Origin of the sequence: Pedococcus dokdonensis (genome assembly GCF_900104525.1) — a bacterium.
Taxonomy (GTDB): Bacteria; Actinomycetota; Actinomycetes; order Actinomycetales; family Dermatophilaceae; genus Pedococcus; species Pedococcus dokdonensis.
Window position 1 is genome coordinate 3,081,027 of sequence record NZ_LT629711.1, and the last position, 12,300, is coordinate 3,093,326.

Genomic DNA, 12,300 nt, shown 5'->3' on the forward strand with positions numbered 1-12,300 from the left:
GTGTGTCCCCACTGCGCCGCATCGCCGACCTGCCCAGTCGGGTGCGGTGGGCGCTCGCGGTCGTCATCATCCTGGCCGGGGCGGCGATCCCGGTGCTGCGCTACCTCGTCTTCTGGCCGATCGACCAGTGGCAGGTCGACGTCGAGGTCTACCGCGAGGCAGGCGTGTCGATCCTCACCGGGCGCCCGATCTACTCGGCGATGACCGAGGCGCCGCAGCTGCTGCCGTTCACCTACCCACCGTTCGCGGCCGTGCTCGCGATCCCGTTGGCCTTGCTGCCGTTCGGCGTGGTCGGCTGGCTGTGGACCGGCGCGCAGGTCGCGGCCACCACCGCGATCGTCTGGTATGCCGGGTGGCGACTGATCCACCGCACCGGAGCGCTGCTGCCGGTCACCCTCGCGCTGCTCACCGTCCCCATGCTGTGGCTGCACCCGGTGTCGGACGGGATCCGTTTCGGGCAGGTCAACGCGTTCATGGTGCTGGCCTGCCTGATGGACCTGCGGCGGCCGCGACCGGGTGTGCTGCGGCGCATCCCGCCGGGCGTGCTCGTCGGGCTGGCCATGTCGATCAAGCTCACGCCCGGCGTCTTCGTCGTCCACTACCTCGTGAACCGGCGCTGGAAGGAAGCGATCACCGCGGTCGGCACCGCCGTCGTGGTCACGCTCGGCTCGTGGGTGCTGCTGCCCGAGGCGTCGTTCGCCTTCTGGGGTGGTGCCCTGCAGGACCCGGCCCGCCTCGGTCCCAACGCCGGCACGTCCAACCAGAGCATCCGCGGGTTCCTCCTCCGGGTCGGCCCCGACGGCACGCTCGGCGACGCGATCTGGCTGGTGCTGGTTGCCGTGGTCGGTTTCGTGGGGTTCCAGCTCGCCCGCCGCGCCTACCGGGCCGGCGACTCGATCAGCGAGGTGGCGGCGGTCGGGCTGATGGCGGTGCTGCTGTCGCCGGTGGCCTGGATCCACCACCTGCACTGGATGGTCGTGGTGGTCTTCGCCGTGCTGGGCGCCGACCCGCTGCGCGACCGCCGACGCCTGCTGGCCGCGGGCGTGGTCACCGGGTACTTCCTCTGCCGGATGCCCTGGTGGGGCATCACCTGGCTGAGCCACCCCGACTGGCCGCGCTGGATCGGGCGAGTGCTCCAGAACGCCGACACCTTCGGTTCGCTGCTCGCCCTCGCCCTGCTCTGGTGGGCCCTGCACCTCCCCGCGCCGGGCGCCGGCGATGCCACCACCGGCGATGCCACCACCGGCGATGCCACCACCGGCGATGCCACCAGGGGCGATGCCACCACCCACGAAGCCACCACCCACGAAGCCACCACCCACGAAGCCACGACCGACGGCACGACCACCGACGGCACGACGCGGCCCGCTGACGACACCGTGCAGGTGGCACCGTGAGGATCGCGGTGCTCGACGACCACGCCGGCGTCTTCGGCTCGCTGCCCGCTGCCGCCCGGTTGGCGGGGCACGACGTGGTCGCCTTCACCGACCCGGTGCGCGGCGACGACCTGGTGGCGCGGCTCGACGGGTTCGACGCGGTCGTGCTCCTGCAGCAGCGGACGCCGCTGCCCGCCGACGTGGTCGAGCGGCTCCGGACCCTGCGGATGGTCAGCCAGACCGGCCGCAACACCAGCCACCTCGCGCTGGCCGCCCTGGCCGAGCGCGGCGTCGTCGTGAGTGCCGGTGGTGCCGGCGGCCCGAACGCCACCGCCGAGCTGACCTGGGCCCTGGTCCTCGCGGCCCAGCGACACCTCCCCGCCGAGGTCGCGGCGCTGCGTGACGGCCGGTGGCAGTCCACCGTCGGCATCGGCCTCAACGCGAAAACCCTTGGCGTGTATGGCCTCGGCCGCATCGGCAGCCTCGTCGCAGACGTCGGGCGCGCGTTCGGGATGGACGTCCTCGTGTGGGGTCGCGAGGGTTCCCTCGTGCGCGCCGAGCAGGCCGGGTATGCCGTCGCGGAGAGTCGCGAGGACTTCTTCAGGGCCTGCGACGTGCTCTGCGTGCACCTGCCGCTCAACGCCGACACCGCCGGGATCGTCACCGCCGACGACCTGGCCGAGATGAAGCCCGACGCGTTGTTCGTCAACACCTCGCGGGCCGGCCTCGTGGCTCCCGGGGCGCTGGTCGCCGCCCTGCTGGCCGGTCGACCCGGTCGGGCCGCGGTCGACGTCTTCGACGACGAGCCGGTGCTCGGTGCCGCCGACCCGCTGCTCACCCTCCCGACCGTGACCGCGACGCCGCACCTCGGCTACGTCGAGCGAGATGTGCTGGCCGGCCTCTACGACGCCGCGGTCGACCAGCTCCTCGCCTTCGCGGCCGGCACCCCCATCAACGTCGTCGGCAGCTGAACGGACCGACGCGCCGCAGGCGAGCGGGCGGCATACCCGGCGATCCACCCGGCCCCTCGTCCTCGTGACCGTGGCGCGGTCGCCGCGCCGCAGGTAGCCTCCGAAAATCCCCCGAGGACGGAGCTGCCCGTGGCGAAGCCGACCATCCTGGCGGTCGACGACGACCCCGTGGTGTCGAAGGCGATCACGCGCGACCTCAGGGACCGGTTCGGGGCGGACTACCGGGTCGCGGGAGCGACGTCGGGGCCGGCGGCGCTGGAGCTGCTGACCGAGTTCACCCTCCGCGGCCGGGCCGTGGCGCTCGTCGTGACCGACCAGCGGATGCCCGGCATGACCGGCATCGACCTGCTGGAGCGGGTGCGGGCGGTCAGTCCCGACACCAAGCTGCTGCTGTTGACGGCCTACGCCGACACGGACGTGGCGATCAGGGCGATCAACGACATCGGGCTCGACTACTACCTGCTCAAGCCCTGGGACCCCCCGCAGGACAAGCTCTACCCGGTGGTCGAGGACCTGCTGGGTGACTGGCGCGACGGTCACCGTGACAGCGCCGACCAGGTGCGGGTGGTGGGACACCGCTGGTCCGACCGCAGCCAGGAGGTGAAGACCTTCCTCACCCGCAACCACGTGCCGTACACCTGGCTCGACGTCGAAAGGGAGGAGAGCGCGGGCGAGCTGGTCGAGCTGGCCGGGGCGGAGCACGCGGACCTGCCGCTGGTGCTGGTGCCCGACGGAGAGGCCCTGCGCAACCCCGGCAACCGCGAGCTCGCCGCCGCGCTGGGGCTGCACACCCTGGCCGACGCCCCGCTCTACGACCTGTGCATCGTCGGAGGGGGGCCCGCGGGGCTGGCCGCCGCGGTCTACGCGTCCTCCGAGGGGCTGCGCACCGTGGTCGTCGAGCGCGACGCCCCGGGCGGGCAGGCCGGGCAGAGTGCGTCGATCGAGAACTACCTCGGCTTCCCGAAGGGCCTGTCCGGCGCCGACCTGACCCACCGGGCCGTGGCGCAGGTGGCCCGGTTCGGCGCGGAGATGGTGGTGGCGCGCGAGGCGGTGGGGCTGCGGGTCAAGGGTCCGGTCCGCTCGGTCGTCATCGACGGCACCGACGAGTTGGAGGCCCGAGCGGTCATCATCTCGACGGGCGTCTCCTACCGGCGGCTCGAGGCGGACGGCCTCGAGGCGCTGGGCGCTCGGGGGATCCACTACGGCGCCTCCGCGAGCGAGGCCGCCCAGTGCGAGGGCGAGGAGGTCTACCTCGTCGGAGCGGCCAACTCGGCCGGGCAGGCGGCCCTCAACCTGGCCCGCTACGCCAAGCGGGTGGTGATGGTGGTGCGCGGCGCCGCGCTCGAGGCGACCATGTCGCAGTACCTCGTCGAGCGCATCACCACGGCCACCAACATCGAGGTGCGGCTCGGCTGCGAGGTGGCCGCCGCCCGCGGGGAGGAGCACCTCGAGTCGCTCACCCTCCTGGACCGCGCCACCGGGCGGACCGACGACGTCGAGACGTCGTCGCTGTTCATCTTCATCGGCGCGATGCCGCGCACCGACTGGCTCGGCGACGAGGTGCTGCGCGACGACCACGGCTTCGTCGTCACCGGACCGGAGCTGCTCCAGCGCGGGCAACGGTCCTGGCCGGAGGGGCGGCAGCCCTTTGCCCTGGAGACGAGCGTGCCCGGGGTCTTCGCAGCGGGCGACGTGCGGCTCGACTCGATGAAGCGGGTGGCCTCGGCCGTCGGCGAGGGCGGGATGGCGGTGCACCTCGTGCACCGCTTCCTGGCGACGACGTGAGCGTGATGACGTGAGCGTGCCGACGTGAGCGCCGAGGAGCTGGGCCGGATCGCGTTGTTCGACGGACTGACCGCCGAGCAGCGTGACCGCTTGTGGTCGGCGGGCACCGAGTGGTCCTTCGGGCCCGGCGACGTGCCCTTCCACGAGGGGCACCCCGCCGACTTCTGGTGGGTGCTGCTCGAGGGGACGCTGAGCCTGAACCGGCGGGTCGGTGCCCAGGAGACCGAGCTCGGGATGATGGTCAACCCGGGTCAGTGGGCCGGTGGCTTCCAGGCCTGGGACGCGCACGGGGTCTACCTGGCGACGGCTCGCGGCGTGCAGCCCGGGCGGATGCTCAAGGTCCCGGCCGAGGCCCTGGGCGATGTCGCCCGGGAGTGGTTCCCGTTCGGGGTGCACCTGATCGGGGGGCTGGTCAACACGGTGCGCAGCATCGAGGCGAAGGCCCGGCAGCGTGAGTCACTGGTGGCCCTCGGCACGCTCGCCGCAGGTCTGGCCCACGAGATCAACAACCCGGCGTCGGCCGCCACCCGCGCCGTCGACGCGCTCGACCGCGCGTCCGAGGCGCTGGGCTCCTCGCTGCGCCGGCTCGGGGAGAGCGGCGCGACCGCCGAGCAGTTCGTCGAGCTCGACACCCTCCGTCGCTCGCTCGTGGCCCGCGCCGCCGAACCGGACGCGGTCGCGGCGGCGGACCTCGAGGAGGAGCTCTCCGACTGGCTGGCCGACCACGACGTCGAGCGCGACTGGGTGCTGGCGCCCCCACTGGCCGCGGCCGGCGCCGACCCGGCCTTCCTGGAGCGGGCGGCCGGGGTCCTCGGGACCGACCAGCTCGCGCCGGGGCTGGAGTGGATGGCCAGCTCGCTGGCGGTCGACGGGCTGCTCGGCGAGATCCGGGAGGCGACCCACCGGGTCTCCGAGCTGGTCGGCTCGGTGCGGTCCTACTCCCAGATGGACCGGTCTCTGGTCCAGCGCACCGACGTCACCGAGGGTCTGGAGAGCACCCTGGTGATGCTCGGCCACAAGCTGCGCGGCGGCATCACGGTGGTGCGCGACTACGCCCCCGACCTCCCGATGGTCGAGGCGATCCCCGGCGAGCTGAACCAGGTCTGGACCAACCTGATCGACAACGCGGTCGACGCCATGAAGGGCGCGGGCACGCTCTGGATCACGGTCCGCGGCAGCGAGGAACGCACCGGCGCAGCGACCGGCGAGGCGACCGGCGCAGCGACCCGAGGCGGGGTCGACGTCGAGATCGCCGACGACGGCCCGGGGGTCCCCGACGAGGTAATCGCCCACGCGTTCGAGCCGTTCTTCACCACCAAGGAGGTCGGCAAGGGCACCGGCCTCGGGCTCGACATCTCGCGCCGGATCGTCGTGGAGCGGCACGGCGGTGAGATCTCGCTCAGCCCTCGCAGCGGCGGGGGAGCCGCGGTCCGGGTGCACGTGCCGCTGCGCCCTGCCGAGGGCTGAGCTCGACCTCACCCCGTCACCGCAACACGGTGGTTGCGTCCACCTCCGCCCAGTCATAGCTGGGCGGGAGACCGCGCAACTGCCGTGTTGCGGGGACGCAAGCGCCTCAGATCGAGACGACCTCGAAGATCTGCAGCACGGTCAGCGCGGCCAGCAGCAGGCAGACCACGCCGCCGACCCGGCGGATCGTCGCGAGCTTGACCCGGGCCAGGAGCGCCCGCCCGAGCACCGCGGCCAGGCCCGACACGGTGGCGAGGGCGAGGAACGCCCCGACGAACACCGACACCGGCTCCTTGAACTGCAGCACCATCGACGCGGTCAGCAGCTGCGACAGGTCGCCCCACTCCGCCAGGAACAGGATCCCGAACGACACCCCGACCGCCCGGAGGCCGACCGCGGTCGCCGCGCCCTTGTGGGAGAACTCCTCCTCGGTCTCGGCCTCCTCCTCGTCGGCCTTGCGCGCACCGCGGATCAGGACGATCCCGCCGATGAGGAACATCGCCGCCGCGAAGACCTCCACCGGCCGCTTCGGCAGCTGCGCCAGCAGCCCACCCACTGTCACGGCGACCAGCGTCTGCACGAGGAAGGCCAGGCACACCCCGATCCAGACGAACAGCGGCCGGAACCGGGTCGCCAGCACGAGGGTCGCGATGAAGGTCTTGTCGGGCAGCTCCACGAGGAAGATGGCGCCGAAGACGATGGCCATGGTGGCGAGATCGAAATCCATATCGCGTCGACTGTATCCGCGCGCCCCCAATACGCTGACGGGGTGTCCGACCCCCAGACCATCGCCGCGACCGCGCTCGCGGTGGCGGCCGTCGCGCTGGTCGGAGCTCTCGTCGCGCTGGTCCGCCTCGGCCGGGTCCGCGAGCAGCTGCGCCGGATCGAGGGCCAGCGCCCGGTCGGCACCGGCGACCTGGCCGCCCTGCGGGCCGACCTCGCCCAGGCGCTGCGCCACGTCGCGGTGGTGCGCTACGACGCCTTCGGCGACATGGGTGGGCGACTGTCGTTCAGCGCAGCGGTGATCGACGACCGCGGCGACGGGCTGGTCTTCTCCTCGATCCACGCCCGGGGTGAGTCCCGCACCTATGCCAAGGGTGTCGTCGGCGGCAGCTCCGACGCGACCCTGACCCCCGAGGAGCAGCAGGCGCTCGCCGCTGCCCGCACCGGACCCCAAGGAGCCTGACGCCGTGACCCCGACGACGCCGACCATCCCGACGTCCCCCACCAGGCACGGCTACTTCGGCCCCGAGGGCACCTTCACCCAGATGGCCCTGCACGCGTGGGCGCCGGCCGCGGGCCAGGAGCACGTGCCGCTGCCGTCCGTCGAGGCTGCCCTCAACGCCCTGCGCGCGGGCGAGGTCGACGCGGCCATGGTGCCGATCGAGAACTCCGTGGAGGGCGGGGTGAGCGCCACCCTCGACGCGCTGGCCAGCGGCGACCCGCTCGTGGTCGTGGGCGAGGTGCTCGTCCCGATCACCTTCGTGCTCGCCGCCCGACCCGGTGTGCCGCTCGGCGAGGTCCGCGCCGTGGGCACCCACAGCCACGCCTGGGCCCAGGTCCGCGGCTGGATGGGCACCCACCTGCCCGACGCGGTCTACGTGCCGACCCTGTCGACGGCCGCCGCCGCGGCCGGGCTGGTGGGGACGGACGGCGAGCAGGCGGCATACCAGGCGGCGGTGTGCGCCCCCGTCGCCGCACGCAACCTCGGGCTCGAGGTGCTGGCCGAGGGGATCGGCGACAACGCCGCCGCGGTGACCCGGTTCGTGTCGGTGGCGCGGCCCGGGCAGCTTCCCGAGCGGACCGGCGCCGACAAGACCACGCTGGTGCTCTTCCAGCGCGACGACCACGCGGGTGGTTTGCTCGAGCTGCTGGAGCAGTTCGCGGTGCGGGGCATCAACATGTCGCGGCTGGAGTCGCGGCCGACCAAGTCGTCGATGGGCGACTACTGCTTCTCGATCGACATCGAGGGGCACGTCCTCGACGAGCGGGTCGGCGAGGCGCTGCTGGGGCTCAAGCGGGTCTGCGCCGACGTGCGGTTCCTCGGCAGCTACCCGGCCGCGCACGGCACGGCGGTGCGGGTCACGCCGCACACCAGCGACGCGGCGTTCGGCGAGGCCCGCGCCTGGCTGCACTCCCTCCGCGGCACCTAGCCGCGGCGCTCATCCATGCAAAAGGCGAGTTAGCGCCGCACTGGTCCAGCGCTAACTCGCCTTTTGCATGAGATAGCGACGGGAGGAGGGCTACTTCTTCTCGCGCCAGGCGCGCTCGAACGGCAGCCGCCAGGCGTGCGGGGCGATCAGCTGGTGGATCGCGTTCGGCCCCCAGGTGCCGGCCGGGTAGGGCTTCACCTCGGGCGGGTTGTCGAGCAGCGGCTGCGACCGCTCCCACAGCGACTCGATGCCCTCGGCCGTCGTGAACAACGTGTGGTCGCCCCGCATCGCGTCGAGGATCAGCCGCTCGTAGGCCTCGAGCACGTCGCCGACCCGCTCGGTCTCGCGGGTGGAGAACTGCATCGACAGCTTCTCCAGCCGCATCCCCGGGCCGGGCCGCTTGCCGTAGAACGACAGCGACACCTTCGACTCGTCGGCCAGGTCGAAGGTGAGGTGGTCAGGCCCGGCGTTGCCCACGCCCGAGTGGGTCGGGAACATCGACCGCGGGGCCTCCTTGAAGGCGATCGAGATGATGCGGGCGCCCTCGGCCATCCTCTTGCCGGTGCGCAGGTAGAACGGCACGCCGGCCCAGCGCCAGTTGTCCAGGCCGACCTTGAGCGCGATGAAGGTCTCGGTGTCGGAGTCGCCCGGGACGCCGTCGAGGTCGGTGTAGCCGGCGAACTGACCACGCACCACGTCGGACGGGTCGATCGGCAGCAGTGAGCGGAAGACCTTGTTCTTCTCCTCCGAGATCGCCCGCGGCTCGAGGGCGGTCGGGGGCTCCATCGCGACGAACGCCAGCACCTGGAACAGGTGGGTGACGACCATGTCCTTGTAGGCGCCGGTGGCCTCGTAGAAGTTGGCTCGCTCGTCCAGGCCCAGGGTCTCGGGGATGTCGATCTGGATGTGGTCGATGAAGTTGCGGTTCCAGATCGGCTCGAACAGCCCGTTGGCGAAGCGGAAGGCCAGGATGTTCTGGGCCGCCTCCTTGCCGAGGAAGTGGTCGATCCGGAAGACCTGGCTCTCGTCGAACGTCTCGTGCACGGTGTTGTTGAGCGCGATGGCGCTGGCGAGGTCGGTGCCGAACGGCTTCTCCATGACCACCCGCGAGCGGGCCACGAGGTCGGCGTCGCGCAGCATCTGGATGACCGCGACCGCGGCCTTGGGCGGCACCGACAGGTAGTGCAGCCGCAGCGCGTCCGGCCCCAGCGACTCCTCGGCCTGCTTGACCGCCTGGGCCAGCGGTTCCGGCCCGGCCGACTGCGACACGTAGACCAGGTTGTCGTCGAACTTGTCCCACTGCTCAGGCGTCAGCGAGTGCGCACCGAACTCCTCGCACGCCCTGCGGGCGAACTCGCGGAACTCCTCGTCGCTCATCTGCTCCAGCGAGGTGCCGACCACCCGGATCGCCGGGGCCAGCTCCGACGCCGCGAGGTGCGCGAGCCCGGGGAGGAGCTTGCGACGAGCCAGGTCGCCGGTGGCGCCGAAGAGCACGATCACGTGCGGGTCGGCCTTCTCCAGCGCGGCGCGTGAGCTGCGCGCGTCCGCCGCCGGGTACGAGATCGTCTGGGCCCTGCGCGGGTCTGCATCTGACACGTTGCCGATCATCGCACCGGCCGTGCGTGCCCGCACCTGTGCGTCCAGACCGGTGTGCCCAGCCGGTATGCCGGGTGCGCACCGGGTGCGGACCGGGTGCGGACGGGTGCAGACCGGGCCGCGGGTCTTGCGCTGATCTTGCGGAAAGCCTGCGTCCTTGCACCGGACTCCCTTGTGTTCCGCCCAGCAGAGTCTTCCTCAACGGCACGGAGCGACCTCCGACCCGCCGACACCCACCACAGCCCACCGGCCCGCACGGTCCGAGAACGAAGGAAGTCCCGATCATGAGCAACACCACCAAGAAGTCGTCCAGCAAGGTCCTCGCCTCCGTCGCCCTCCTGGCCGCCGCCGCCGGCGTGGCCGGTCTCGGCACCTTCGGCAGCTTCACCTCCAGCACCTCCGCCAGCGCCTCGGTCGCCTCCGGCACCGTCAAGGTCGAGCTCGGCGCCACCGGTGCGGCGAACCGCCTCTCGGTCGCCGCCACCGGCCTGGTCCCCGGCGACACCGTCCAGCGCGCGGTCACCCTCTCCAACACCGGCAACCAGGACTTCTCCGCGGTCGCCCTCAGCACCACCGCCACCACGTCGAGCAAGCTCGACACCGACGCCACCAACGGCCTGCAGGTCGTCATCGAGTCCTGCTCCAACGGCTGGGTCGAGGCCGGCACCGCGCCCGCCTACACCTACACCTGCACCGGCACCACCAAGACCGTCCTCGCCTCGCGGGCCATCGTCGGCGCCAACTCCACGCTGTCGAACCTGCAGTCGCTGACCGCCACCAAGAACGACAGCCTGCGCGTCAAGGTCACCCTCCCCGACACCGCCGACAACACCTTCCAGGGCCTGTCCAGCGTCGTGGGCTTCGACTTCACCGCCACGCAGCGCACCGCCACCAACAAGTAACACCACCAACGAGTAGCACCACCGGCGAGTAGCACCACCACCCAGACCCCGCGCCGGTCGCCACGTCCCCGAGACGGCGGCCGGCGCGGCCCACCAGCACCGCACAGGAAGGCCCGACCATGGCGCACGCAGTCCAGCTCCGCACCCGCCCGGCCCCGGACCCCGCCCAGCGCTCGGCCGCGTCATTGCGCTCGGCCCCGTCCCTGCGCTCGGCCGCCGCGACCGGTCCGGCCCTCCGCGTCCGGGTGCTGCTTCAGGTGCTGCGTCGGGTGCTGCGCCGGCTCCCGTCCGTGCTGAGCACCGCCTGCGTCACGCTCGCCGCCGTCGCCTTCCTGCTGCTGGCGATCGGGCCGCACGTCCTCGGCTACCGCACCGCCACGATGCTCACCGGCAGCATGGCCCCCGGGATCAACCCGGGCGACGTCGTCGTCAGCGTCCCGAAGCCGGCCGCCGAGGTCGCGGTCGGTGACGTGATCAGCTACCACATCCCCGTCCAGGACCACCGGGTCGAGACGCACCGGGTCATCGAGGTCACCCGGGACGCGAACGGCCGGCTGGCCGTGGTCACCAAGGGCGATGCCAACACCGGCGCCGACCCGTGGGTCGCGACCCTCGACGGTGACACCGTCTGGCAGACCCAGGCCGTCGTGCCGCACGTCGGCTCGTGGATCCGGGCCCTGCGGGCCCCGCTCGTGCAGGGCGGCGTGTTCTGGGGGGCGCTCGGCGCCTTCGTCCTGATCGCCCTCTGGCGGATCTGGAGCCCCGAGCGCGACGAGGACCTCGCGGCGGACCGTGACGAGCACCGCGACGAGGAAGCGGAGCCGGCGCATGGCTGACCTCGTCGACCCGCGGGTCCTGGCTGCCCTGGCGGCCGAGCTGCAGGACCCCGCCGCGGCGGTGACCATCGCCCGGCTCTACCGCGAGAACCTCGAACGCCGGGTCGCGCGACTCGACACCGCGTGCGGCCAGGAAGACCTCGAGACGGCCATGGACGTCACCCTCAGCCTCAAGGTCACCTCGGCCACGGTCGGTGCCCTGGCCCTGCGGTCCTGCGCCCAGCGGGTCGAGCCGTCCCTGGCCGCGGGTGACTGGGTCTCCGCGCGGTCGGCCGCCGCCGCGGTCCGCGCCGCGACCCCGGCCACCCTCGGCGCGATCGACGCGCTGCTGGGGGGCCCGCTCCTCGGTGCCCCGCTCGACAGAGCACCGCTCGCCGGCTGAGCCGCCCGCCGCACGGCACTGCTCACGCAGACCGAGCAGTGCCGTGGGGCCGGCTCACACCGAGCCGGGCTCCTCCATGCGGTAGCCCACCCCGCGCACGGTGCGGATGAACGACGCGCTCCCGGCGGCGCGGGACAGCTTGCGTCGCATGTTGCCGACGTGCACCTCGACCAGGTGCTCGTCCGCGGCCCAGCCGTCACCCCACACGGTGCGCATCAGCACGTCGCGGCCCCAGACCCGACGCGGTGCCCGGACCATCGTGGCGAGCAGGTCGAACTCGGTGCGGGTCAGCTCGACCTCGTCACCGTCGACCGCCACCGCGCGGCTCTCGAGGTCGACGGTGAGCCGCCCGAGCGACACCGTCTCCGAGCCCGCGGCGGAAGCCTCGGGGGCCTCCACCGGCTGGGGCCCGGGGGCAGCGGCACCGGCGGTTGCGCTGGGCTCCGGTGCGGCGCGTGGCCGGCGGAACATCGCGGTCACCCGTGCCTGGAGCTCCCGCGGGCTGAACGGCTTGGTGAGGTAGTCGTCGGCGCCGATCTCCAGGCCCATCAGCCGGTCGATCTCGTCGGTGCGTGCGCTGATCATCACGATGTAGGCGTCGGACACCTCACGGACCCGACGGCACACCTCGATGCCGTCGAGGTCGGGCAGCCCCAGGTCGAGCGTGACCAGGTCGGGGCGCACCTCGGCCACCATCTCCAGCCCCTCGCGCCCGCTCTCGGCGACGTGCACCTCGAGGCCCTTCTTGCCCAGGCTTGCGGCGATGAGCTCCCGGATGTCCGGGTCGTCCTCGACCACCACGGCGGTCTGCGCAGGCGGGCTCATGCCGCCA

Annotated in this window: 12 protein-coding genes; 9 read left to right on the top strand and 3 right to left on the bottom strand. The window is 72.6% G+C overall.

Annotation, left to right across the window (positions count from 1 at the left end):
* Positions 1 to 2: 2 nt before the first annotated feature.
* The 4 genes from BLQ34_RS14520 to BLQ34_RS14535 all read left to right on the top strand — a co-directional run bounded on the left by BLQ34_RS14520 (position 3) and on the right by BLQ34_RS14535 (position 5,599).
* Positions 3 to 1,397 (top strand): glycosyltransferase 87 family protein, encoded by a 1,395-nt coding sequence (locus BLQ34_RS14520; RefSeq protein WP_231961242.1) that lies wholly within the window; start codon positions 3 to 5, stop codon positions 1,395 to 1,397.
* Positions 1,394 to 2,347, top strand: coding sequence for a D-2-hydroxyacid dehydrogenase family protein (locus BLQ34_RS14525; protein ID WP_091786960.1), 954 nt, complete (start codon positions 1,394 to 1,396; stop codon positions 2,345 to 2,347). Before BLQ34_RS14520 ends, BLQ34_RS14525 begins: the two co-directional genes overlap by 4 nt.
* A gap of 129 nt (positions 2,348 to 2,476) precedes the next feature.
* The gene (locus tag BLQ34_RS14530; RefSeq protein ID WP_091786964.1) at positions 2,477 to 4,132 is read left to right on the top strand and encodes an FAD-dependent oxidoreductase; all 1,656 of its coding nucleotides are present in this window, start codon (positions 2,477 to 2,479) and stop codon (positions 4,130 to 4,132) included.
* A 24-nt stretch (positions 4,133 to 4,156) separates the two neighbouring features.
* A complete protein-coding gene (locus tag BLQ34_RS14535; protein WP_091786967.1) occupies positions 4,157 to 5,599 on the top strand; it encodes an ATP-binding protein in 1,443 nt (480 codons plus the stop codon).
* Between the two features lie 106 nt (positions 5,600 to 5,705).
* Here the strand turns inward: BLQ34_RS14535 and BLQ34_RS14540 are convergent, their stop codons facing one another.
* Positions 5,706 to 6,326 carry a TMEM165/GDT1 family protein gene (locus BLQ34_RS14540; RefSeq protein ID WP_091786970.1) on the bottom strand — a complete coding sequence of 207 codons (621 nt, stop codon included), beginning with the start codon at positions 6,324 to 6,326 and terminating at the stop codon, positions 5,706 to 5,708.
* A 42-nt stretch (positions 6,327 to 6,368) separates the two neighbouring features.
* Between BLQ34_RS14540 and BLQ34_RS14545 the strand changes: the two genes are divergently transcribed.
* Positions 6,369 to 6,785, top strand: coding sequence for a DUF4446 family protein (locus tag BLQ34_RS14545; protein WP_091786974.1), 417 nt, complete (start codon positions 6,369 to 6,371; stop codon positions 6,783 to 6,785).
* A gap of 4 nt (positions 6,786 to 6,789) precedes the next feature.
* On the top strand, positions 6,790 to 7,752 hold the full coding sequence (gene pheA / locus BLQ34_RS14550; protein ID WP_269457299.1) for a prephenate dehydratase: 963 nt from the start codon (positions 6,790 to 6,792) through the stop codon (positions 7,750 to 7,752).
* A 90-nt stretch (positions 7,753 to 7,842) separates the two neighbouring features.
* Here the strand turns inward: pheA and zwf are convergent, their stop codons facing one another.
* Entirely contained in the window at positions 7,843 to 9,357 is a 1,515-nt protein-coding gene (gene zwf, locus BLQ34_RS14555) for a glucose-6-phosphate dehydrogenase (RefSeq protein WP_407946411.1), read from the bottom strand.
* Between the two features lie 275 nt (positions 9,358 to 9,632).
* Here zwf and BLQ34_RS14560 point away from each other — a divergent pair, with 275 nt between their 5' ends.
* From BLQ34_RS14560 to BLQ34_RS14570, 3 genes are all read left to right on the top strand, one after another.
* On the top strand, positions 9,633 to 10,250 hold the full coding sequence (locus tag BLQ34_RS14560) for a TasA family protein (RefSeq protein ID WP_091786977.1): 618 nt from the start codon (positions 9,633 to 9,635) through the stop codon (positions 10,248 to 10,250).
* A gap of 119 nt (positions 10,251 to 10,369) precedes the next feature.
* Complete coding sequence (locus tag BLQ34_RS14565) at positions 10,370 to 11,086, top strand: signal peptidase I (RefSeq protein WP_091786979.1); 717 nt, start codon at positions 10,370 to 10,372, stop codon at positions 11,084 to 11,086.
* Positions 11,079 to 11,468 carry a hypothetical protein gene (locus BLQ34_RS14570; protein ID WP_091786982.1) on the top strand — a complete coding sequence of 130 codons (390 nt, stop codon included), beginning with the start codon at positions 11,079 to 11,081 and terminating at the stop codon, positions 11,466 to 11,468. The genes BLQ34_RS14565 and BLQ34_RS14570 overlap by 8 nt, the downstream gene beginning before the upstream one ends.
* Positions 11,469 to 11,522: 54 nt before the next feature.
* Here the strand turns inward: BLQ34_RS14570 and BLQ34_RS14575 are convergent, their stop codons facing one another.
* Positions 11,523 to 12,293 carry a response regulator transcription factor gene (locus BLQ34_RS14575; protein WP_091786985.1) on the bottom strand — a complete coding sequence of 257 codons (771 nt, stop codon included), beginning with the start codon at positions 12,291 to 12,293 and terminating at the stop codon, positions 11,523 to 11,525.
* Between the last annotated feature and the right edge of the window lie 7 nt (positions 12,294 to 12,300).

Excerpts from the sequence above, each read along its gene's own strand:
- BLQ34_RS14540 (WP_091786970.1), bottom strand. The coding sequence starts at position 6,326 with ATGGATTTCGATCTCGCCACCATGGCCATCGTCTTCGGCGCCATCTTC.
- BLQ34_RS14560 (WP_091786977.1), top strand. The coding sequence starts at position 9,633 with ATGAGCAACACCACCAAGAAGTCGTCCAGCAAGGTCCTCGCCTCCGTC.
- BLQ34_RS14565 (WP_091786979.1), top strand. The coding sequence starts at position 10,370 with ATGGCGCACGCAGTCCAGCTCCGCACCCGCCCGGCCCCGGACCCCGCC.
- BLQ34_RS14570 (WP_091786982.1), top strand. The coding sequence starts at position 11,079 with ATGGCTGACCTCGTCGACCCGCGGGTCCTGGCTGCCCTGGCGGCCGAG.
- BLQ34_RS14575 (WP_091786985.1), bottom strand. The coding sequence starts at position 12,293 with ATGAGCCCGCCTGCGCAGACCGCCGTGGTGGTCGAGGACGACCCGGAC.